Source organism: Streptomyces sp. NPDC107454, from assembly GCF_055582885.1.
Genome location: NZ_JBVJPA010000004.1, coordinates 323,328 through 343,912, shown reverse-complemented (window position 1 = coordinate 343,912; position 20,585 = coordinate 323,328). Strand labels below are relative to the sequence as shown.

Genomic DNA, 20,585 nt, shown 5'->3' with positions numbered 1-20,585 from the left:
CGCTGTGAGTAAAGGTACACCTTACGACAATATGGACCGTGAACCTGATCACTCGTCCGACGTGGGATCACCCTCCGCACCTGCTCACCTTCCCTCCCCCGTCCCCAGCACCAGCACCTGAATGGCCAGCACCGCGGCCCCGCGCGACCAGTCGTGGAAGTCGGAGACCTTCGTCTCCAGGTTGACCGGATCGGCCTGCGGGTGGCGGTGTGTGAGGATCGTCTCCTCGACGACCGGGCCCGCCACGTCGACGAGTCCGACGCCCTCTCCGGCGAGCAGGATCTTCTGCGGCATGGCGAAGTTGGCGATCTGTGCGACGAGGATGCCGAGCGCGCGGGCCGCCTCGTCGAGGACGCGGGCCGGCAGCGGGTCACCCGCCGCGGCACGGGCGAGGATCTCCTCATAGGTCAGGTCCTCACCGGTGGCGGCACTGACCTGGTAGCGGATGCTGGGGATGGTCAGCAGGGAGATGGCGCTGCCGCGTTCCCCGTCGGGGGTGAGGGGGCCGTACGGGTTCACGATCCAGCGGCGGCCCACGCCCCGCCCGTCCTCGACGGAGGCGACCCGGCTGCCGCCGAGGACGAGGCCGTAGCCGATCCCGGCTCCGATGGTGAGGACCACGAAGCGGTCGAGTCCACGGCCGGCGCCGAACCAGGTCTCGGCCTCCACGAGGGCGGCGACGTCGTTCTCGACCACCACCGGCAACCCGGTGCGCGAAAGGACGAGTTCGGCCAGCGGGACGTCCGTCCAGCCGAGGAAGGCCGACTCGGCGACGACCGAACGTTTCTCGACACGGCCGCCGACCCCGATGCCGATGCCGGCCGGCGCGGGAAAGGACCGGGTGAGTTCCTCGGTCATCTCCGCCAGCAGGTCGGCGACTTCGGCCGGGGTGTGGGTGGTGAGCGGGCGGTCGTGACGCGCCACGATGTCGCTGCGCAGGGTGGTGACGACGCCGTAGACCATGTCCTCGGTGATCTTGAATCCGATGAAGGAGCGGGACTCGGCGACGATGTCCAGGGGCTGTGAGGGACGCCCCTGCCGTACCTCGGCGCTCTCCCCCTCCCCCGACTCGGCGGCCTCGATCAGCAGGCCGGACTCGATCAGCGGTTTGGTCAGCCGGGTGAGACTGCCCGCCGACAGGTTCAGGCGGCGCGCGATCTCGCTGCGGGACAGCGGCCCGTGCACGAGCACCTCGATCGCCACCGCGCGCTCACCCGGACTCAGCGGCAGCCAGCCGGCGGCGGCACGAGTGGTCATGAGGCTTGGACTCCCACAAGATTTTATTTCGCCTCGGAATTAATGACATCACTCTATGGCGCGACAGTTCGCCGGAAAAGATGCGCACTGGACTCTTGACGCCCTGATTGTTCCGCATCAAAAGTAAATGAGTCCAGGACGAGCCCGACCCGTGAAGTCCCCACCACTGAAGGATGTTGCTCAGATGACGTTCTCTCTCGGCATCGTCGGCGCCGGCCAGTTCTCCGGCCAGTTCGCGAAGCTGTTCCTCGCCCACCCCGGCGTCGCCGATGTCCACGTCACCGATCTGCTCCCCGAGAGGGCCGAGGAACTGGCGGCCGCCGAAGGGCTGTCGGGCACCTTCCCCTCGTACGAGGCGATGCTGGAGTCGAGGGCGGTGGACGCCGTCGCGATCTTCACCCAGCGCTGGACCCACGGGCCGCTGGTGCTCCAGGGACTCCGGGCGGGCAAGCACGTCTACTCCGCGGTGCCGATGGCCATCACCCGGGACGAGATCGCCGCGATCATCGACGAGGTACGGGCGACCGGACTGACGTACATGATGGGCGAGACCAGCCAGTACAACCCGGCGACGGTCCACGCCCGCAACCAGATCGCCGAGGGCGCTTTCGGGCGGCTGTTCTACGCCGAGGGCGACTACGTCCACGACATGGATCTCGGGTTCTACGAGGCGTACCAGTACAGCGGCGGCGAGAACTGGAAGGCGACCGCCAGCTATCCCCCGCTCCTGTACCCGACGCACTCGGTGGGCGGGGTGCTCGGCGCCTGGCGGACGCACGCGGTGAGCGTGTCGGCCATCGGAGTGCGCGACGAGCGCGGGGACGGGGTGTTCGACAAGGAGGTCAGCCAGTTCGGCAACGACTTCTCCAACGCGACGGCGCTGTTCGAGGTGGCGGGCGGCGGCTCGTTCCGCGCGAACGAGTTCCGGCGGGTCGGATATCCCTCACACATCCGGGAGTCCCGCTTCCGGTTCTTCGGGACCGACGCCAGCATGGAACAGCTCGCCACGGTGAGCTTCTGGCAGGACAAGAAGGGGGTGCGGGACATCACGGAGCTGCTCGAGCCCAAGCCGACGATGGCGCCGGACGATCCCTCGCTCCAGCACATCGCGCCGGCGCTGCGGGCCGCGTTCACGTCCGGGTCGGCGCCCGTGCACGACCGGGCGCGGCTCCCCCGGGAGTTCGACCACCTGCACAACGGGCACGAGGGCAGCCACCACTTCCTGGTGGACGACTTCGTGACCGCGGTCAACACCCGGACGCTGCCGTCGGTGAACGCGTGGGTCGCGGCCCGCTACACCCTGCCGGGCATCGTCGCGCACGAGTCCGCGCGGCAGGGCGGGGTCAGGCTGGAGATCCCGGACTTCGGGGACGCGCCCGGGGCGTGAGGTCCCCGGACGGTACCGGGCGCCGTCAGGTGCCCGGCTTGCGGCCGTACACGAAGACGTCGTCGCCGTTCTTCAGCAGCGACCAGTACTTCTTGGCGGTGGTCGTGGTCATGTTGACGCAGCCGTGCGAGCCGGGCGGGTTCCACATGCTCAGGCCGACCGAGTGGAAGGCCTGGCCGCCGTCGAAGAACTGGCTGTAGGGCATGGGCACGTTGTAGATGTTCGAGACGTGGTCGATGTCCCGCCAGTAGATCTTCTTCAGACCGGTGCGGGTCTCGTACCCGTCGCGTCCCGTGCGGACCGGCACCGGACCGTAGACGAGCCTGCTGCCGTCCTGGATCCAGCTGAGCTGGAGGGTCAGGTTGACGCAGGCGATGCGGCCCTTGTTGACGGGACACTTGCCGTCCTTGTTGGGCTTGTTCCCGACGGCCTTCTGCTTGTTCATCAGGTCCATCACGCCCCAGGTGACGGACCCGGCGTAGCCCGCGTTCGGGGTGATGCCGTGCTTGGTCTGGAAGGCCTGGATCGCCTTGCAGTCGGCGGTGGACTGACGGCCGTCGACCGGTCGGCCGAGGAACTTCTCCACCTGCTTCTGGTACGGGCCGGTCTGTGTCGTACAGCTCGCGGCCTGCGCGGGCGCCGTGCCCAGCGCGAGCGTCAGCGGCGCGACCAGTCCGGTGATCCCCAGAGCGACGGCTCCCCGTCTGCGTATGTCCCCCATGTCGGGCCCTTCTGTCTGCGTGTTCCCGGGTGTTTCCGGGTGTTTCCCTCGTTCTCCGCCTGCTAGACCCGCGTCGGGGCGCAGGCGTTGTACGGGTGTCCGGTCTGCGACGAAACGGTGACATCGGGAGCAGTCCAGTTACCCCGGATTGGACCAGGCTCCGGGTGCGCCGCCCGCTCTACGCTGCCGCCATGCACCGCACACTCGCCGACGATCTCTCCCGGCTTCCCGAGCTCCTGCAGTCCGCCCGTGACTTCGCCGCCGGGGAGGTGGACGGACTCGACGGGCGTCCCGTCGCCCGCCCCGGAAAGGTGCCCGACCCCGAGCCCCTGCCCGCCGAGGGGCACGGCGCGCAGGTGGCGCTGAGGCGGTTCGCCGAGCGCTGGGCGCCCGGATTCTCCGGTTCCGCGGGCCCGCGCTACCTCGGTTTCGTCACCGGCGGCGCGACGCCCGCCTCGCTGACGGGGGACTGGCTGACCGGCGCGTACGACCAGAACGCGGCCGGCGGCGGCGTGTCGTCGGCGAGCGCGCTGGAGCGGGAGACGGTGGGCTGGCTGCGCGAGCTCTTCGGACTGGGCGAGGCGCACAGCGGGGCGTTCGTGACCGGCGCGACCGTCTCGAACACGGTCGGTCTGGCGATCGCGCGGGAGTGGCTCGGCGAGCGGCTGGGGGTGTCCGTGTCACGGGAGGGCGCCGCCGCGCTCGGACCGGTCGACGTGCTGTCCGGCTCCCCGCACTCCAGCGTCACCAAGGCGCTGTCCGTGCTCGGCATCGGCCGGGACCGGCTGCGCATGGTGCCGGTGCTGCCTGGCAACCGTGAGGCCGTCGACGTCGAGCGGCTGGCCGCCGCCCTCGACGGGCTCGACGGGCGCCCGGCGGTCGTCGTGGCGAACGCCGGAACCGTGGACACCGTCGACTTCGACGATCTGCGCGCCATCGCCGCGCTCAAGGAGCGGTACGACTTCTGGCTGCACGTGGACGCGGCGTTCGGCGGCTTCGCCGCGCTGTCACCTTCGTACGCGCATCTCGTCGACGGGCTCGACGCGGCCGACTCCGTCTGTGTCGACCTGCACAAGTGGCTCAACGTCCCCTACGACGCGGCCGTGCAGTTCACGCGCCGACGGGATCTCCAGGTCCGGGTCTTCCACAACGAGTCCCCGTACCTGGGCCTGCCCACCGGCGACCCCGACTTCCTGCACCTCACGCCGGAAACCTCGCGTCGGCTGCGGGCGCTCCCGGCGTGGTTCTCGCTGATGGCGTACGGACGCGAGGGGCATCGCGAGATCGTCGAGCGGAACATCGCGCTCGCCCGGCTGCTGGGCGAACGCATCACGGACGTACCGGAGTTGCGGCTCCTGGCGCCCGTCCGGCTCAACGTCGTCTGCTTCACCCTCGCGGACGAGCCCACGCGGGAGCGGGTGCACGCGCTGGCGGCGGCGGTCGCGGCCTCGGGCGAGGCCTACGTGACGCCGACCGTGTACGCGGGGACGCAGGGACTGCGGGCGGCCTTCAGCAACTGGCGTACGACGAAGGCCGACACCGAAAGGTCGTTCTCCGTCCTGCGGTCGGCCGCCCTCACGGTCTCACCGCGCTCCGGAAACCCGTGTTGACCGCGGTGAGGCCGCCGTCCACACACAGCGTGGTCCCGGTGATCCATGCCGCGTCCCGGGAGGCGAGGAAGGCGACGGCTGCCGCGATGTCGTCCGGCTCACCGACCCGTCCGAGCGGATAGATCCCCGACGCCTGGGCGAGGTCGCCGTCGCGGCCCTCCCACGCCGGGGTGCGGACCGTGCCCGGCGCGACCAGGTTGACCCGCACACCCCGGGGCGCCGCGTGCCCCGCGAGGGTGCGGGTGAGGGACATGAGGCCCGCCTTCGCCGCGCTGTAGGCATGGTTGCCGAAGTCCTGGATACCGTTCACCGAACCGATGTTGACGATGGCGCCCCGGCCCGAGGCCACCAGGTGCGGGAGGGCCGCGCGGCTGCAGCGGTACGCGCCGGTCAGGGTGAGGTCGAGGTCACGGGCCCACACCTCGTCCGGCTCGTCCTCGAAGAGCGGGGCGTCGGGAGAGCACCCGTACGCGTTGTTGACCAGGACGTCGAGCGAGCCGAAGGAGTCCACGGCGTACGCGACGGCCGCCTCCACCGCCGCCCGGTCCCCCACGTCACACGCCAACTCCTCGGCCCGCGCCCCCAGTTCGCGGATCGAGGCGGCTGTCTTCTCCGCCTCGGCCGGGTCGACGTCCGTGACGAGCACCCGGGCGCCCTCCTCGGCCAGCCGGCGGGCGGTGGCCGCGCCGATGCCGCGGGCCGCGCCCGTGATCAGAACTCCGTATCCTTCAAAGCGCCTCATGACAGATACCGTGCGCCCATGTCCGCGTTCATACAACAACTTCCGGCACTGATCGGCGTGGTCATCGGTGCCCTCGGCTCGTATCTGGCGATCGTGCGAGGCGATCGGGCCCGCTTCCACCGGGAGCAGACGGCCCGCTGGGAGGAACGGCGGCTCGCGGTGTACGCCGACTACGCGCGGTCGCTCAAGAAGAGCGTCACTCTGACCTACCGGGTGGCGTCCTACCTGGGCAACGACCCGCACCCGCACCCCTTGTCCCCGCAGGAGGCCGAGCCGCTGCTGGCCGAGGCCACCCTCGCGCGGGATCCGTCCGGGGAGACGCTGATCCTCCTGGGCAGTCCGGAGGTGGTGGAGCGAGCCCGGACGTGGGTGGTCAGGGTGATGGAGATGGAGCAGTTCCTGCGCGAGGGGACGCATGACCCGCAGGCATGGCAGACCCTGTTGGAGCGTCAGCGCGCCGGGCGCGAGGGCTACTACGCGGCCGTGCGGAACGATCTGGCGCTGCCCCCGGGCCACTCCGCGCGCTGGCCGCTGGTGCCGGTGCGCCCCGCCTGAGCTCACCGGTACCCCGTCGCATCCGCCGGCCTGTCCGCGTCCTGGACCTCGACGAGATAGCGCCAGGCGTCGGGCCTGCTGCCGTCGCGGTCGGTGAAGCCGTACTCCTGGGCGAGCTGTCCGCTGGAGAGCGAGCGGCCGTTCCAGCGCGCGACGTCCGGGTCGGCGGCCAGCGCGGCCACGGCCCGGCCGACGTAGAAAGGTGTCTCGGAGATGGCGAAGTGCGGGACGCGCTCAAGGGCGTCGCGCCAGTTCTCCTCGCGGACGTCGAAGTTGTCGAGCATCATCTCCGAGCGCAGCCAGCCGGGGGTGAGCGCGAGGGCGGTGGCACCGCGCGGGCCGAGTTCGTGGCCGAGGGAGAACGCCATGCGCAGGACGGACGCCTTGGCGAGGTCGTAGAAGAAGGAGACCCGGTAGGTGTCCCGGTTGTACTCGGCGGTGCCGTCCGTCATCTCGACGACAAGGCCGCCGGGGGTGCGCAGCAGCAGGGGCAGTGCGTGGTGGCTGGTGATCGCGTGCGTCTCGACGGCCCGGCGCAGCAGCCCGAGGCCCTGGTCGAGGTCGGTCTCCCAGAGCGGGGTGTCCCACTCGAAGTCCTTCTCGCCGCCCCAGACGTCGTTGACGAGGACGTCGAGGCGGCCCTGTTCGTCCGCGACGCGGGCGACCAGGGCCGCGACCTCGACGGGGACCAGATGGTCGGTGGGCACCGCGATGCCGACGCCTCCGGCCGCGGTGACCAGGTCCGCCGTGTCCTCGATCGTCTCGGGGCGGTCGTACTCGGAGCGCCGTTCGCGCGTGCTGCGTCCGGTGACGTAGACGGTGGCGCCGGCCGCGCCGAGCTCCACCGCGATTCCCCGGCCCGCGCCGCGGGTCGCTCCCGCGACCAGCGCGACCCTGCCGTCCAACGGCCCTGGCATGTCCGACCTCCGTGCTCGTGGCGTTGACGGGCTGCCTTCGCCCGTGTGTCCCCACGAGAGTCCCTCGGAAGCCGGACATCTCCTGTCGTGATTCGCTGGTGTGTCGCGACGGGTCCGCCCGGTCAGTGACCGCGCTTGATCCACTCCTCCAGATGCGGGGCCTCGGCACCGATCGTGGTCGAGTCCCCGTGTCCGGTGCGGACGACCGTGTCGGCCGGGAGGGTGAGCAGGCGCTCGCGGATCGACTCGACGATCGTCGGGAAGTGGGAGAAGGAGCGCCCGGTGGCTCCGGGCCCGCCCTGGAAGAGCGTGTCACCGGTGAAGACGGTGCCCAGGCCCGGGTCGTAGAGGCAGACCGCGCCCGGGGCGTGGCCGGGCGTGTGCAGGACGGTCAGGTCCGCGCCGGCCGCCTCGATCACCTGACCGTCCTGCAGCCAGGCGTCGGGGAGCCGATCGGGGTGGGTCTGCTTCCACAGCTGCAGATCGTCGGGGTGCAGCCAGATCGTGGCGCCGGTGCGCTCGGCGAGGGCGGGCGCGGCGTCGATGTGGTCGTTGTGGGCGTGGGTGCACACGATGGCCAGCAGCCGCCGGTCGCCCACCGCCGCGGCGATGGCGTCGGCGTCGTGCGCGGCGTCGATGACGATCGCCTCGTGGTCGTCGCCGACGATCCACACGTTGTTCTCGACGTCCCAGGTGCCGCCGTCGAGCGAGAACGTGCCCGAGGTGACGAGGTGCTCGATCCGGGCGCTCATCACAGCACCACCACGGAACGCAGCACGTCACCTTGGTGCATCCGCTCGAAGGCGGCCTCGATCCCGTCGAGGGCGATCGTCTCGCTGACGAACGCGTCCAGGTCCAGCCGCCCCTGGAGGTGCAGGTCGATGAGCATGGGAAAGTCGCGCGAGGGCAGGCAGTCGCCGTACCAGGACGACTTGAGGGCGCCGCCGCGTCCGAAGACGTCGAGGAGCGGCAGTTCGAGCTTCATCTCGGGGGTGGGCACGCCGACGAGGACGACCGTGCCGGCGAGGTCGCGGGCGTAGAAGGCCTGCCGGTACGTCTCCGGGCGGCCGACCGCGTCGATGACGACATCGGCCCCGAAGCCGCCGGTGAGTCCCTGGATCGCCTCGACGGGGTCGGCCGAGGTGGAGTTGACGGTGTGGGTCGCGCCGAGCTTCGCGGCGGTGGTGAGCTTCCGGTCGTCGATGTCGACGGCGATGATCTTCGCGGCGCCGGCCAGCCGGGCTCCGGCGATCGCGGCGTTGCCGACGCCACCGCAGCCGATGACGGCGACGGAGTCCCCGCGGCCGACGTTGCCGGTGTTGATGGCGGCGCCGATGCCCGCCATCACTCCGCAGCCGAGCAGACCGGCGACCGCCGGGGAGACCGCGGGGTCGACCTTGGTGCACTGTCCGGCGGCGACCAGGGTCTTGTCCGCGAAGGCGCCGATGCCCAGGGCCGGGGACAGTTCGGTGCCGTCCTTGAGTGTCATCTTCTGCTTGGCGTTGTGCGTGTTGAAGCAGTACCAGGGCCGCCCGCGCAGACAGGCCCGGCACTGCCCGCACACCGCACGCCAGTTGAGGACGACGAAGTCGCCGGGAGCCACGTCCGTGACGCCGTCGCCGACCGACTCCACGATCCCGGCCGCCTCGTGGCCGAGCAGGAAGGGGAAGTCGTCGTTGATGCCGCCCTGCTTGTAGTGCAGGTCGGTGTGGCAGACCCCGCACGCCTGGATCTTCACCACGGCCTCTCCCGGCCCCGGATCCGGCACGACGATGGTCTCGACCCGCACCGGTTCGTTCCTGCCCGGGGCGATCACGCCACGTACTTCCTGCGCCATGGTGGTGAACCCTTTCGTAGATCGACGTTCGTCAACCGACCCTACGGTGTGACCCGCCGGTAACCGGCCGGTAGAACGCCAGGTGACGGGCGGCGGACCCGAAGACCGCACGCCGGACGGGCAGATCACGGACGACCGGCTGGACGCCGAGTCCGGCGGCCCGGGCCTCCCGCCTCGCCCGGTGGTCGCGGTAGTCGAAGAGGATCTCGCCGCCCGCGATCACCGGCCGCGCATCGGGACGCGCGGCGCGCAGGGGCGACCGGGCAGTTTGCACTGCCAGTTGAGGGCGACCAGGCAGAACGAGTCCCAGCGGCGCCCGCGCCACGCGTGCCCGACGCGGTGTGCCTCGACGACGTGTTCGATACCGCGCTCGCGCAGGCAGTAGCCGACCGACAGTCCCGCCTGGCCCCCGGCCGACGACGGCCACCGGGCAGTGGGCCCACCCTGTGCTCCTGAGTCGGGCAGGGCGAGGACGAGGGCGGTTCACGGGATCCGGACGGGCGGTCCCGGACATGGACGAGCGTCTCGGCGACGTGCTGGGCGGATGTGCCGCGGGGAGGGCTCGACGAGCACGACGTCCGCGAGATCCTGCCCCGCGATGGCACCTCCGGGTGGCGCGCGGCACCGGGCCGAGGGTCGCGCCGATGGCGAGCACCACGCCGGCCGGCCCCTCACGGACGACCGCGAAGCCGCCGGGCGCCGCGCGCGGCTCGGACGGGTGGGACACGTGGAGGTACGCCCGGTCTCCGTGGGCCACGACGTCCAGGACCGGCGGCCCCACCTCGTCGAGGCCGTGCCCTGGAGCTCGGGCAGGGCGGCGAGGGACGCACGGTGCGGCGGCCGAACTCGCGCTGATCGGGAGGGTGGCGGCGCATCGCCCGGCGACCGGCCGTCGGCGACCGCGTGAGCGGCGCCGCGGCCGACGTGAGCCGGGCCTCCGGCCCGGCCCCCGGTCGCGGGCCCGGGAGGAGCCGCCTAGCGTGGAAGACGTCCGGGCGGGGGGCGGCACGGCGCTCGTGGGGGCCGTCCTGTTCTTCGGAGGTCCCCCCGTGGGTACCGTCTCGTTCCTCCTCGTCGTGGTCGTCCTGACGGCCCTGGCCTTCGACTTCACCAACGGGTTCCACGACACGGCCAACTCGATGGCGACGTCGATCGCCACCGGGGCCCTGAGACCACGCGTGGCCGTCGCCGTCGCGGGAGCGCTGAATCTGGCGGGCGCGTTCCTGTCCACGGAGGTTGCCAGGACCATCTCCGGCGGCATCGTGGACGACGCCAAGGTCTCCCTGGTGATGATCTTCGCCGGGCTGGTCGGCGCTCTCCTGTGGAACCTGCTGACCTGGCTCGCCGGGCTGCCGTCGAGTTCGTCGCACGCGCTGTTCGGCGGTCTGATCGGCGCGGTGTGGGTGGGCGCCGGCGCATCCGCGGTGCAGTTCGGAGCGATCGTCGAGAAGATCCTGATCCCCGCCGTCGTCTCGCCGCTCGTCGCCTGTGTCGTGGCCCTGCTGGCGACCTACTTCGCGTACGTCATCACCCGGCGGACGGCCCCCGACCAGGCGCTGCGGGGATTCCGCCGGGGGCAGGTCGGTTCGGCGTCGCTGGTGGCGCTGGCCCACGGCACCAACGACGCGCAGAAGACCATGGGGGTCATCACCCTGGCTCTCATCTCGACCGGGACGCTCGCCCACGACTCCGCGCCGCCCTGGTGGGTGGTACTCATCTCCGGAACGGCGATCGCGCTCGGCACGTACACGGGCGGGTGGCGCATCATCCGCACCATGGGCAAGGGGCTCACCGACATCGAGGCGCCGCAGGGCTTCGCGGCCGAGACCAGCGCGACGGCCGTGATTCTCGCCTCGTCCCACATGGGATTCCCCCTGTCGACCACGCAGGTGTGCACCGGCAGCATCCTGGGCGCGGGCCTGGGCCGCAGGCTGGCCCAGGTGCGGTGGGGCATCGCCGGGCGCATCGCACTGTCCTGGCTGCTCACGCTGCCCGCGGCGGCGGCCGTCGGCGGCGCGGCGGCCTGGACCGCCGGCCACGGCACGGCGGGCGTGGCTCTGGTGGCCGCCGTCGCGGCCGCGGCGGCGGCCGGGTTCTGGGCCCTGTCGCGCCACCGGCCCGTGACTCCGGACAACGTCAACGAAGGGCCCGCCCGGCCGGTCGAGCGCGTGCAACAGCCTGCGGCGTGAGAGCCGGCCGACCGTCCCGTCCGGCAGCGAAAGGAGGCACCGCGATGGACATCCACTGGGCCGCCCTCGGCGCCGTGTTCGGTGTGAGCCTCGGAATCACGCTGCTCACGGTCGTGCTGTTCTCCCTCGGTGTCGCCGCCCTGCCCCGTGGCGACGGCGGAGGCCACGGCGGGGAACGCTCCCGCGGTGCGGGCCGTACGGCCACCGTGGCAGCGGTGCTGTGCTTCGGCGCGTGCCTGGCGGTCGCCGTCTACGGGCTCACCCTGATCATCGGCAGCTGACATCCGTCGTACCCGAGGCACCCCCCTCCAGGCCCGAGGCCTGGCCTGCTGACCCGAACTGCCTGAGATGGCCGGGGCGTTGTCAGTGGTGGCCGGCAGGATCGCCGACATGACGGCCTCTGCGTACGCGCCGACCGGGGTTCCCGCCCGCGTCCGAGGAGCGTATCCGCGCCCTGGAGGAGCGGCTCGGGCACCGGCTGCCGCCCTCGTACCGGACGTTTGTAGCGGTGAGCGACGGCCGGCGGCACGCGGGCGGCTTCGTCTGGCTGCTCGCCGGTACCGACGCGGTGCGCCGGCACGAGGACGCGGCGGGCCTGGCCGAGTACGTTCCCGGGGATCTGGAGGACGACCCCACGCCCGAGGACGTGTTGCTCGCCGGGATGTGGGAGCGCGCGCTGGAAGTGGAGTCGGACGCGGTCCACGTGCTGCTGCACCCGGGGGACGTGGACGACGCCGGCGAGTGGGCGGTGTACTGCTACGCGTCGTGGCACGCGAGTCCTCCGGAACGGTACGCGTCGTTCGGCGCGTTCACGGAGGCGATGTACCGCGAGTTCTACCGCATGCAGGTGAACCGCTCGGAGCGGGCGGGGGCGGAGTTCGTCAACGCGACGACGAGGGCCCTGGACGCGTCCGTCGGGGCCGCGCGGCTGGACGCGCTGGGCGGGAGGTACGAGCGGGCGTCGGCGCCCTGACGGAGGCGATCGCGTACGGCAGGCCCCGGGCGTCGGGGCCGCGCGACCAGCTCCGTCGGCTGCTCGGGGAGACCTGCATGGTGTATTTCCCGGGACTCACGCCCGACCCGCTGTACGCGCCCGAGTTTCTGGCCGTGCCGGCGGCCGAGGACGTACGGCACCACCGGGACCCCCAGCCTCGACCCGCCACCCGAGGGGCGCCTCCGACGAGGTGCGCGAGGCGGCGGACGAGATCCTGCGGCAGGTGGGGGACGGCACATTCCGCTACACCGCCGAAGGCCCCTTCGGCCGTGCCGTGGAGGAGGCGCGGGAGCTGGCACGCTGGGGCGACTGGGGGACGCGGCCTGGCGCACCCGGCGCGCCGCGCTGCCCGAGTGGCGGCCGGTCGGCCGCGAGCACCTCGCGCCGGTCGGCCTGTGCGCCGACCCGCTCCTCGGCCCCTTGATCACTCCGGAGCGGGGCCGGGAACTGCCGGCCACACCCCGGGCCGGACAGCGGGGCGACGCACCGGCTCCCGCGGCCGACCTGGATCCGCCGGGCCTGGCGTGGCCGGCGGACGGCGATCCCGGCAACTTCCTGGTGTCCTACCGCTTCGTCCTGGTGGAGTCAGTGGAGCCGGCCGAGTTGCCCGGTCGTGTCGGCGCCCCCGACAACGCCGTACCGAACGCGCCGGCGACCTTGTGGGACTCGCGCACGCGTTTCCCCGGCAACCGAGCCCTGGCGTGCGAGGACGAGGCGCTGGTCGCCGTCGGCCGGGCGGGCCCCGGCTGGAGCTTCGCCTTCGCGCCACGGCCGGGCGGGACCTTCGACGAGCGGCGGTGCGTCTCCCCAGGCATCGCCGCTTCCCGGGGCACCCGTGCGGTGACGGTGTGGAGCGAGCCGAGCCGCCCCCACCGTCCCGGTGTCTTCCATCTGTCCGTCACGGACGACGGCGAGGAGCGGTACGCGTTCACCGTCCGGGGGACCTCGGTCGGCAGACGGGGGTCCGTGCCGATCGCGCTGGACCCGGACCGTCTCTTCCCGCTGGACGACGCGCACGCCCAGCGGCTGAGCGAGCGCCGTGCCCTGGAGGCCCTTGCCGCCGAGTTCGGCGTCCGGCTGCCCCGGTTCGCCCTCAGTCGCGGACGTCTCCAAAGCTTCCGGACCCGGCCCTGGAACCGGCCGCCGGGACGCGGCGAGGGCTATGTGACGCTGGGCGTGGTCCGCGCGCGGCCCTGACGCCCTACGCCGGCGGCCTGGGCGGGATGCCGGTCCGTGAGGCCAAGGGACGGTTCGCACGCGGCCAGGGCTGAAGCGGTGGGCCAGGGCGCCGGTGAGGGAGTCGCCGTTGCCCGGGCGGTGCCGAGGATGCGGGCGCGGTGGCCGGTGCGGGCGCGGTGGCCGGTGCCGACGACGGCCGTGCGGACAAGGGGAGTTAGGCCCATGGAGGGGCCCATTCCGGCGCCCGCGCGGGGGAATTCCCCGGTGACCCGATTCTTGTCCTGCGCGGGCACATTTCCCTGGCACAGGCAACCCACAGGTTCCGTTTCGCTTCCTTCGAGGCGCGAGGGGCTCCCGGTATCGACGGGGCGCCCGCGCTCGAAGTGTGAGGAGGGGATCCTTGAACCGTACCCGGCGCACAGCGGTCACCGCCGTGGCCGTTCTCGCGGCCCTGGCGGGCTCACCGGGACTGGCCCAGGCCCAACATCCGGTCAAGGTACAGCCGTTGACGCAGAAGGCCGACAGCCCACTGCCGCCAGGCTGGCGCGTCACCGGAAAGGGCGTGGCGCGTGAGCTGGTCTGGCGGTCGGACAGGGCCGTGCCCGTGGGCGACGCCCGTGTCGAGTTCCGCGCGGCCGGCCAACTGCTCGGCATACCGAAGCCGGCCAAGGACGGCCACACGTTCCGGCTCGCTCTGCACGGAGCCACCCCGCTCAAAGACCTTCAAGTCCTCGCGGCCGGGCGCCGGTTGGACGCGCCTGCCGACCACACCGGCAAGAAGCCGGAGAACTCCCTCAAGGCCGTGCAGCCCCCGGCCCCACTCCCGGCGAACTCCGTGGACCCGGGCAGGCCGGGCGGGTATCGCACGGTCACCGGCGAGTACCACCTCGACCCGGTGAAGCTCCCCGGCTTCGCCCAGCCGGTCGAGATGCAGGCCGTCGTGGTCGCGCCCGCCGGCGCCACCGGCAGGCGACCGCTCGCCCTGTTCCTCCACGGCCGCCACGCCACCTGCTTCAAGCCGGGCGGGTCCGAGGACGACGTGACCCTTGAGTGGCCCTGCTCGGCCGGCACCCAGCCGATCCCGAGCCACAAGGGCTACCTGAAGGACCAGAAACTGCTGGCCTCGCAGGGCTATGTGACGGTGTCGATCTCGGCGAACGGCATCAACGGCCAGGACGGGGACGTCGAGGACGGCGGTGCGCAGGCGCGCTCCTCGCTGGTGCGACAGCACCTCGCCAAGTGGGCCGGCTGGGCCGCCCATCCGGGCACCGCCCCGGCGGCCGTGCCCGACGCGGCTCAGGCCGACCTGTCCCGCGTGCTGCTCGTCGGCCATTCGCGCGGCGGCGAGGGCGTCAACCGGGCCGCCATGGACAGCCTCTACCCGCCGCCCGCCGCGCAGGACGGCTACCGCGGCCCGGTGCGCTGGAAGATCCGCGGGACCGTCCTCATCGGACCGACGATCTTCGGCCAGAATCCGGTGGCCGACGTGCCGTCCACGACGATCCTCCCCGGCTGCGACGGTGACGTCTCCGACCTCCAGGGCGAGGTGTACGTCGACGGGACGCGCGGGGTCAGCCGGGGCACCGCCCTGCACAGCGCCGTCTACGTGGTCGGCGCCAACCACAACTTCTTCAACACCGAGTGGACGCCGGGCAAGTCCGAGGCACCCTCCTTCGACGACTTCTGGGACGACCCGGAACAGCGGCCCGACCCGGTGTGCTCCACGGGCGTTCGCACCCGGCTGACCGCCGACCAGCAGCACCGGGCCGGCGCCACCTACATCGCCGCCGCGGCGCGGCTGTTCGTCGCCGGCGACGACCGGGTGCGCCCGCTGCTCGACGGCTCGGGCCGACGCGCCCCCTCGGCCGACCCGGCCCGCGTGCTGACCCACGCGGTCGGCGCCCGCCGCACGGGCGGCTTCCTGCCCGACGCCCCGGTGAAGGTGACCGGCGGCAGGCTGTGCTCGGCGCTCGACCCCGACCCGGCCGTGGCATGTCTCGACCCCGACGCCGCGGGGAGGTCGCCGCACTTCGCACGGTGGTGGACGCAGAAGGAGGCCGGCCGCGGCGCGGTCGCGCTGAAGTGGTCGGCGCCGGGCACGGCGACAAAGGTCCGTCCCGCCGCTCCGGTGTCCCTCGCGGGCGCCAAGAGCCTTGCGCTTCGCGTGTTCGTACCGCCGAACACGACCGGCACCGAGCTGGACGTGGCCGTCACCGACTCCGGCGGCCGCCGGGCCGAGCTCGGCGAGGTCCAGGTCGACGGGCTGCCGGGCACCGACCGCACCGCCTCCTACTGGGCGCGCGAGCTGCGCGTCCCGCTGACCGCGGCCACCCGCGCCGGCCTCGACCTGAGGCACGTCAAGTCCCTTGAACTGACTCCGCGTTCACCGTCAGGACAGGCCTGGCTGATGGATGCCTGGGGCTGGGCCCCCGGTACCCCGGCGGCCAGGGCCGCGACGCTGCCGCGCGTCGACATCGGCCGACTCACCGTCAAGGAGGGCGACGCGGGCACCCTCAGCTACCACGTCCCGGTCCAGGTCTCCGGGCACGGCAGCGGCAAGGTCCGCTTCTCCGTCCTCGACCCGGACACCGGACAGGCCGAGGACAAACTGGTCACGGTACGGCCGGGCAGCGCCCCCATCGACGTGCCCGTGAAGGTGAAGGGCGACACACGCTTCGGCTACGACGAGCAGTACGACGTCGTCGCGAAGGCCGTGGGCGGCGCCGTCATCGGCTCGTACCGGGGCGGGGTCACCGCGGTGAACGACGACCCCGCGCCCGCGGTCACCCTGACGCCGGTCACGGACCGGGTGACCGAGGGAGGGACGCTGACGTGGCGGATCTCGCTCTCCGAGCCCGCCGAGGTGGACATCATGCAGCCGATGCGGGTGCTTCCGGTGACCGAGGGCGCCGAGCTGTCCACCAAGGACGTGGACCCGCAGTGGCTGATGGACCGCGCCGGTGAGCTCCCCGACCCGGAGCGCGCACTCTCCCGGGCGGACCTGTGGTTGGGGACGGACATCCCGGCCGGAGCCACCACCGCCGACTTCACCGTGCCGACGGTGATGGACCAACTGGCCGAGCCGGCCGAGTCGCTGCGCCTCGCGCTGACCGACGACAACGCCGAACCCCTTCCCGGCCGTCCCGTACTGACGGGCACGGTGGTGGACGCACCGTAAACCGCCTGCGTAGGGGGCATGGACAGGATGGTCCATGCCCCCTACGTGCCGCCGCGGGATCGGCAGGGAGCCCGCTGGATCACGAACACCGGGGATCCGTCGATCCGCAGGAAGTGGTGGGTTGCCGTCTTCTCGATCGTCCCGCCGAGCATCCGGTGCCAGAACGAGCATCCGGGCGCCGCAGCGTCGGTACCGGGCCGGTCGCCGCGGCGAAGCGCCGGGCCCTCTCCCCCCAAGCCGCGACTGCCGCCGGTGACCAGCACGCGCAGGCCGCTGAACCCCATGTCCATGGCGCGCCGCGGCATGACAGGCCATGGCCGTTCGGCTACTTGAGCTCGGCGTCGGTGTAGTAGCCGCCCGCGACCAGAACGCTGTCGTAGTTGGTCTTGTCGACGCTGATGGGCTGCAGCAGGTAGGCGGGCACGACCTTGGCGCCGTTGTCGTAGGTCCTGGTGTCGTTGAGCTGCGGCTTCCTTTTGTTGAGCACGTCGTCGACCATGTTCGCGGCGACATCGGCGAGCAGTCGGCTGTCCTTGTAGACGGTCTGCGCCTGCTGACCCGCAACGATCGACTTGACCGAGGCCAGTTCGGCGTCCTGCCCCGTGATGACCGGGAGGGGCTTGCTGAGGGAGCCGTAGTCGTCCGCCCTCAGCGCCGCCAGGACGCCGATGGATATGCCGTCGTACGGCGACAGGACCGCGTCCACCGTCTTGGTCTTGTACGACGTGGCGAGGATGTTGTTCATGCGCTTCTGCGCGGTGGCACCGTCCCAGCGCAGGGTGGTGACCTGGTTGAGCGCGGTCTCGCCGGACTGGACGACCAGTTGCTTGCTGTCCAGGAACGGCTGCAGAAGGTGCAACGCGCCACTGAAGAAGTACTTGGTGTTGTTGTCGTCACTGGAGCCGGCGAACAGCTCGATGTTGAAAGGGCCCTTGCCCTTGTCCAGGCCGAGCTTGTCGATGATGAAGCGGGCCTGGAGCCGGCCGACCTGCTCGTTGTCGAAGGAGGCGTAGTAGGTGACGTTCCTGGTGCCGAGGATGAGCCGGTCGTAGGAGATCACCGGGATCTTGGCGTCGGCGGCCTGCTGGAGCACCTTGTTCAGCGACTTGTTGTCGATGGCCGCGATGATCAGTGCGCTGACGCCCTGCGTGATCAGGTTCTCGATCTGCGAGACCTGGGTCTGCGGGTCGTTCTCGCCGTAGACCAGTTTGGTCTTGTACCCGTTGGCCTGAAGGTCCTTGACGACGCTCTTGCCGTCGGTGATCCAGCGCTCGGAGGCCTGGGTCGGCATGGCGATGCCGATCGTGCCGCCCTTGGAGCTGCCCGTGCTGTTCTGGCCGCCGCAGGCGGACATGGTGAGGGCGACGGAGGCAGTTCCGGCGATGGCGGCGAAGGCGGCTCTGCGATTGCGCATGGTGATCGTTCCTTGTTCTTCTCGTCGTTGAGAAAGATGACGGCGTATCAGATGTCTGTGAGCAGGCGGCGGTGGAACATGCCGGGCGGCCGACGAGCACGTCGAGCGCGAGTGGGTGTGTGCCGCAGCCGGAATGAGGTCCCCGCGTATGGGTGCCGTACGGGTGGATCCCGGGCGCCCTGAACAGCCCGAACTCGAGGTGGAGCGGTGCGCCGCGGCGGATCGGCTCGGCGACCTTGCAGATCCGCACGCGACCGCCGAGGTCGTCGGGGTCTTCGGTGCGCATCTCCATGGGAGTGAGCATCAGTATTCCCTGACGAGGTGACCGACGGTCAGGTTCTCCGCAACATTGTGGAGTCGGGACTCAGGAGCCTCGGTGCGTCGCGGGTCTCCGATCGACGCGTCGTGGCCCAGGCATCCGGGTCTTGCCGATCCGCGCGACCCCTCTGCCGGCGTGCACCTGAACGCATGCCGGGCCGTGCCGCGGGGTTACGTCCACACGTGTTCCAACTCCGGTGATGCACAGGGCAGTTGCCTTTCAACCGTTCGAAATGTCGTCACACGTTCGGAACGTAGGCGTGACCCTAGGAGGGCGAGCGCGGGGGTGTCAACGGGGGAGGACCGGTATGGATTCCGAAAAGATGTGGGAGATTCGCTCCCGGAACGCTCGGACCTGGCTTTCCTCGCAGGGCTGCGCCACTGGTGAGGCAGACGAAGCCGCCCCTGGCACCGGGTGACCCGTTCCCCTCCGGGGGCCGCGCCGACGTAGCCTGAATGCTCCGCGCCGAACTCCCGCTAGGAGCACCGTGAGCATCGCAGAGCCGCACGCCGGACCGCCCGCCTGGCGGCTGCTTCTCGGGTACGTACGACCGCATCGATGGGCGCTGCTGGCGGGCGCGTTGCTGGCGCTGACGACCGGCGCCACCGGTCTGGTGCTGCCGCTGGTGGCGCGGGGGCTCATCGACGACCTGTCGCACGACCGGCCCATCGGGCGGGCGCTCATCGGCATGGCGGCGCTGGTGGTCACCAACGCCGCGGTGGGAGCGCTGGGTTCGTACGTACTGCGGCGCACCGCCGAGTCGGTGGTGCTCGGCGCACGGCGCGCCCTGTCCTCGTATCTGCTGCGGCTGCGGATACCGGCCGTGGACCGCAGCGAACCGGGCGACCTGATGGCCCGCATCACCTCCGACACCACGCTGCTGCGCGAGGTCACCACCGATTCGCTGGTGGGCATCGGCACCGGCGGTCTCACCCTGGTGGCGACGGTGGTGATGATGGGCCTGGTCGACGTGGTGCTGCTCGGCGTCACCCTGGGGGTGATCCTGTGCGCGGGCACGGTGCTCGGCGTGATCGTGCCCCGCATCAACCGGGCCAGCAAGCAGGCGCAGGACGCCGTGGGCGTGATGGGCGCCTCGCTGGAGCGGATCCTGGGCGCGCTGCGCACGGTCAAGGCGTCGGGTGCCGAGCACCGGGAGGAGCAGACCATCCACGCGGCGGCCGAGGAGTCCTGGCGGCAGAGCGTACGGGCCGCCAAGTGGTCGGCGGCCGCGGGCAACACGGCCGGTCTGGCGATGCAGATCGCCTTCATCACGGTCCTCGCGGTGGGCGGCGCGCGGGTCGCGACCGGCGCGATCGAAGTCGGCACGCTGGTCGCCTTCCTCCTCTACGTCTTCTATCTGATGTCGCCGATCCAGCAGGTCGTGGGCGCGATCACCCAGTACCAGACCGGCGCCGCCGCGCTCGCCCGCATCCAGGAGGCGCTGCGGCTGCCCGCCGAACCGGACGCGCTGCCCGCGCCACTGCCGACCCCCGGCGCCGAGCCGGCCGCGCTCGCCTTCGACGACGTCCGCTTCCGGTACGCCGACGACCTGCCGTACGTCCACCACGGCGTCACCTTCTCCGTCCCGGCCCGCGGCATGACCGCCTTCGTCGGCCCCTCCGGCGCCGGCAAGACCACCGTGTTCTCGCTGATCGAGCGGTTCTACGACCCCGAGTCGGGCGTCATCACGGTCGACGGCCGCTCCCTGGACCAGTGGGACCTGCCCCGGCTCCGGTCCGCCATCGGGTACGTGGAGCAGGACGCCCCGGTCCTGTCCGGCTCCCTGCGCGACAACCTGCTGCTGGGCAACCCGGAGGCCGACGACGCCGATGTCACGCGCGTACTGAAGACGACCCGGCTCGACGGGCTGGTCGCCCGGCTGCCGCGCGGCCTGGACACACTCGTCGGGCACCGCGGCACCAAGCTGTCCGGCGGCGAACGCCAGCGGGTCGCGATCGCCCGCGCGCTGCTGCGCCACCCCCGCCTGCTGCTCCTGGACGAGGCGACCTCGCAGCTCGACGCGGTGAACGAGGCCGCGTTGCGCGACACGGTCGCCGATGTGGCCCGCACGACCACGGTCCTGGTGGTCGCGCACCGGCTGTCCACCGTGACGATGGCCGACCGTATCGTCGTCATGGACGCGGGCCGGGTACGCGCCGTGGGCACCCACCGGGAACTGGTGGCCGGGGACCCGCTCTACGCGGAGCTGGCCGCGACCCAGTTCCTCGCGACGGCGGGCTGAGGAGAGCGGACCGTCGCGCGTTCTCCGTACGAAGTTTCCTTCAC

At 71.7% G+C, this 20,585-nt stretch carries 18 protein-coding genes; 9 read left to right on the top strand and 9 right to left on the bottom strand.

What is annotated here, in order from left to right; genetic code table 11:
• Positions 1 to 84: 84 nt before the first annotated feature.
• Positions 85 to 1,257: an ROK family protein gene (locus tag ACZ69M_RS11795; protein ID WP_470048954.1), complete on the bottom strand. Its 1,173-nt coding sequence runs from the start codon at positions 1,255 to 1,257 to the stop codon at positions 85 to 87.
• Positions 1,258 to 1,441: 184 nt separating this feature from the next.
• On the opposite strand from ACZ69M_RS11795, the gene ACZ69M_RS11790 reads away from it, so the two are divergent.
• Positions 1,442 to 2,644 carry a Gfo/Idh/MocA family protein gene (locus ACZ69M_RS11790; protein WP_470048952.1) on the top strand — a complete coding sequence of 401 codons (1,203 nt, stop codon included), beginning with the start codon at positions 1,442 to 1,444 and terminating at the stop codon, positions 2,642 to 2,644.
• A 25-nt stretch (positions 2,645 to 2,669) separates the two neighbouring features.
• Here the strand turns inward: ACZ69M_RS11790 and ACZ69M_RS11785 are convergent, their stop codons facing one another.
• Positions 2,670 to 3,365, bottom strand: a complete 696-nt coding sequence (locus ACZ69M_RS11785) for a L,D-transpeptidase family protein (protein ID WP_075028209.1) — start codon at positions 3,363 to 3,365, stop codon at positions 2,670 to 2,672.
• Positions 3,366 to 3,556: 191 nt separating this feature from the next.
• On the opposite strand from ACZ69M_RS11785, the gene ACZ69M_RS11780 reads away from it, so the two are divergent.
• Entirely contained in the window at positions 3,557 to 4,975 is a 1,419-nt protein-coding gene (locus tag ACZ69M_RS11780) for a pyridoxal phosphate-dependent decarboxylase family protein (protein WP_470048949.1), read from the top strand.
• Here ACZ69M_RS11780 and ACZ69M_RS11775 read toward each other — a convergent pair.
• Positions 4,941 to 5,717 (bottom strand): SDR family NAD(P)-dependent oxidoreductase, encoded by a 777-nt coding sequence (locus tag ACZ69M_RS11775; RefSeq protein WP_388517255.1) that lies wholly within the window; start codon positions 5,715 to 5,717, stop codon positions 4,941 to 4,943. The genes ACZ69M_RS11780 and ACZ69M_RS11775 overlap by 35 nt on opposite strands.
• Positions 5,718 to 5,735: 18 nt before the next feature.
• Between ACZ69M_RS11775 and ACZ69M_RS11770 the strand changes: the two genes are divergently transcribed.
• A complete protein-coding gene (locus ACZ69M_RS11770; protein ID WP_470048947.1) occupies positions 5,736 to 6,272 on the top strand; it encodes a hypothetical protein in 537 nt (178 codons plus the stop codon).
• 2 nt (positions 6,273 to 6,274) lie between these two features.
• Here the strand turns inward: ACZ69M_RS11770 and ACZ69M_RS11765 are convergent, their stop codons facing one another.
• The 4 genes from ACZ69M_RS11765 to ACZ69M_RS11750 form a co-directional block, all read right to left on the bottom strand.
• On the bottom strand, positions 6,275 to 7,189 hold the full coding sequence (locus ACZ69M_RS11765) for an SDR family oxidoreductase (RefSeq protein WP_470048946.1): 915 nt from the start codon (positions 7,187 to 7,189) through the stop codon (positions 6,275 to 6,277).
• A 122-nt stretch (positions 7,190 to 7,311) separates the two neighbouring features.
• Complete coding sequence (locus ACZ69M_RS11760; RefSeq protein ID WP_382241608.1) at positions 7,312 to 7,941, bottom strand: MBL fold metallo-hydrolase; 630 nt, start codon at positions 7,939 to 7,941, stop codon at positions 7,312 to 7,314.
• Positions 7,941 to 9,026, bottom strand: a complete 1,086-nt coding sequence (locus ACZ69M_RS11755) for an S-(hydroxymethyl)mycothiol dehydrogenase (RefSeq protein ID WP_470048944.1) — start codon at positions 9,024 to 9,026, stop codon at positions 7,941 to 7,943. The genes ACZ69M_RS11760 and ACZ69M_RS11755 overlap by 1 nt, the downstream gene beginning before the upstream one ends.
• A gap of 31 nt (positions 9,027 to 9,057) precedes the next feature.
• A complete protein-coding gene (locus ACZ69M_RS11750) occupies positions 9,058 to 9,300 on the bottom strand; it encodes a hypothetical protein (protein ID WP_470048943.1) in 243 nt (80 codons plus the stop codon).
• A 775-nt stretch (positions 9,301 to 10,075) separates the two neighbouring features.
• Here ACZ69M_RS11750 and ACZ69M_RS11745 point away from each other — a divergent pair.
• The 5 genes from ACZ69M_RS11745 (at position 10,076) to ACZ69M_RS11725 (ending at position 16,566) form a co-directional block, all read left to right on the top strand.
• Positions 10,076 to 11,215, top strand: coding sequence for an inorganic phosphate transporter (locus ACZ69M_RS11745; RefSeq protein ID WP_470049343.1), 1,140 nt, complete (start codon positions 10,076 to 10,078; stop codon positions 11,213 to 11,215).
• Between the two features lie 44 nt (positions 11,216 to 11,259).
• Positions 11,260 to 11,496: a hypothetical protein gene (locus ACZ69M_RS11740; RefSeq protein ID WP_470048941.1), complete on the top strand. Its 237-nt coding sequence runs from the start codon at positions 11,260 to 11,262 to the stop codon at positions 11,494 to 11,496.
• A 119-nt stretch (positions 11,497 to 11,615) separates the two neighbouring features.
• Complete coding sequence (locus ACZ69M_RS11735) at positions 11,616 to 12,188, top strand: SMI1/KNR4 family protein (protein WP_470049341.1); 573 nt, start codon at positions 11,616 to 11,618, stop codon at positions 12,186 to 12,188.
• Positions 12,189 to 12,629: 441 nt separating this feature from the next.
• Positions 12,630 to 13,406: a hypothetical protein gene (locus ACZ69M_RS11730; protein WP_470048939.1), complete on the top strand. Its 777-nt coding sequence runs from the start codon at positions 12,630 to 12,632 to the stop codon at positions 13,404 to 13,406.
• Between the two features lie 382 nt (positions 13,407 to 13,788).
• Positions 13,789 to 16,566 (top strand): alpha/beta hydrolase, encoded by a 2,778-nt coding sequence (locus ACZ69M_RS11725; protein ID WP_470048937.1) that lies wholly within the window; start codon positions 13,789 to 13,791, stop codon positions 16,564 to 16,566.
• Positions 16,567 to 16,607: 41 nt separating this feature from the next.
• Here the strand turns inward: ACZ69M_RS11725 and ACZ69M_RS11720 are convergent, their stop codons facing one another.
• Entirely contained in the window at positions 16,608 to 16,856 is a 249-nt protein-coding gene (locus ACZ69M_RS11720) for a hypothetical protein (RefSeq protein WP_470048935.1), read from the bottom strand.
• Between the two features lie 35 nt (positions 16,857 to 16,891).
• Positions 16,892 to 17,980, bottom strand: a complete 1,089-nt coding sequence (gene chvE / locus ACZ69M_RS11715) for a multiple monosaccharide ABC transporter substrate-binding protein (protein ID WP_470048933.1) — start codon at positions 17,978 to 17,980, stop codon at positions 16,892 to 16,894.
• Positions 17,981 to 18,786: 806 nt separating this feature from the next.
• Between chvE and ACZ69M_RS11710 the strand changes: the two genes are divergently transcribed.
• Positions 18,787 to 20,541, top strand: a complete 1,755-nt coding sequence (locus ACZ69M_RS11710; RefSeq protein WP_470048931.1) for an ABC transporter ATP-binding protein — start codon at positions 18,787 to 18,789, stop codon at positions 20,539 to 20,541.
• The last annotated feature ends 44 nt before the right edge of the window (positions 20,542 to 20,585 follow it).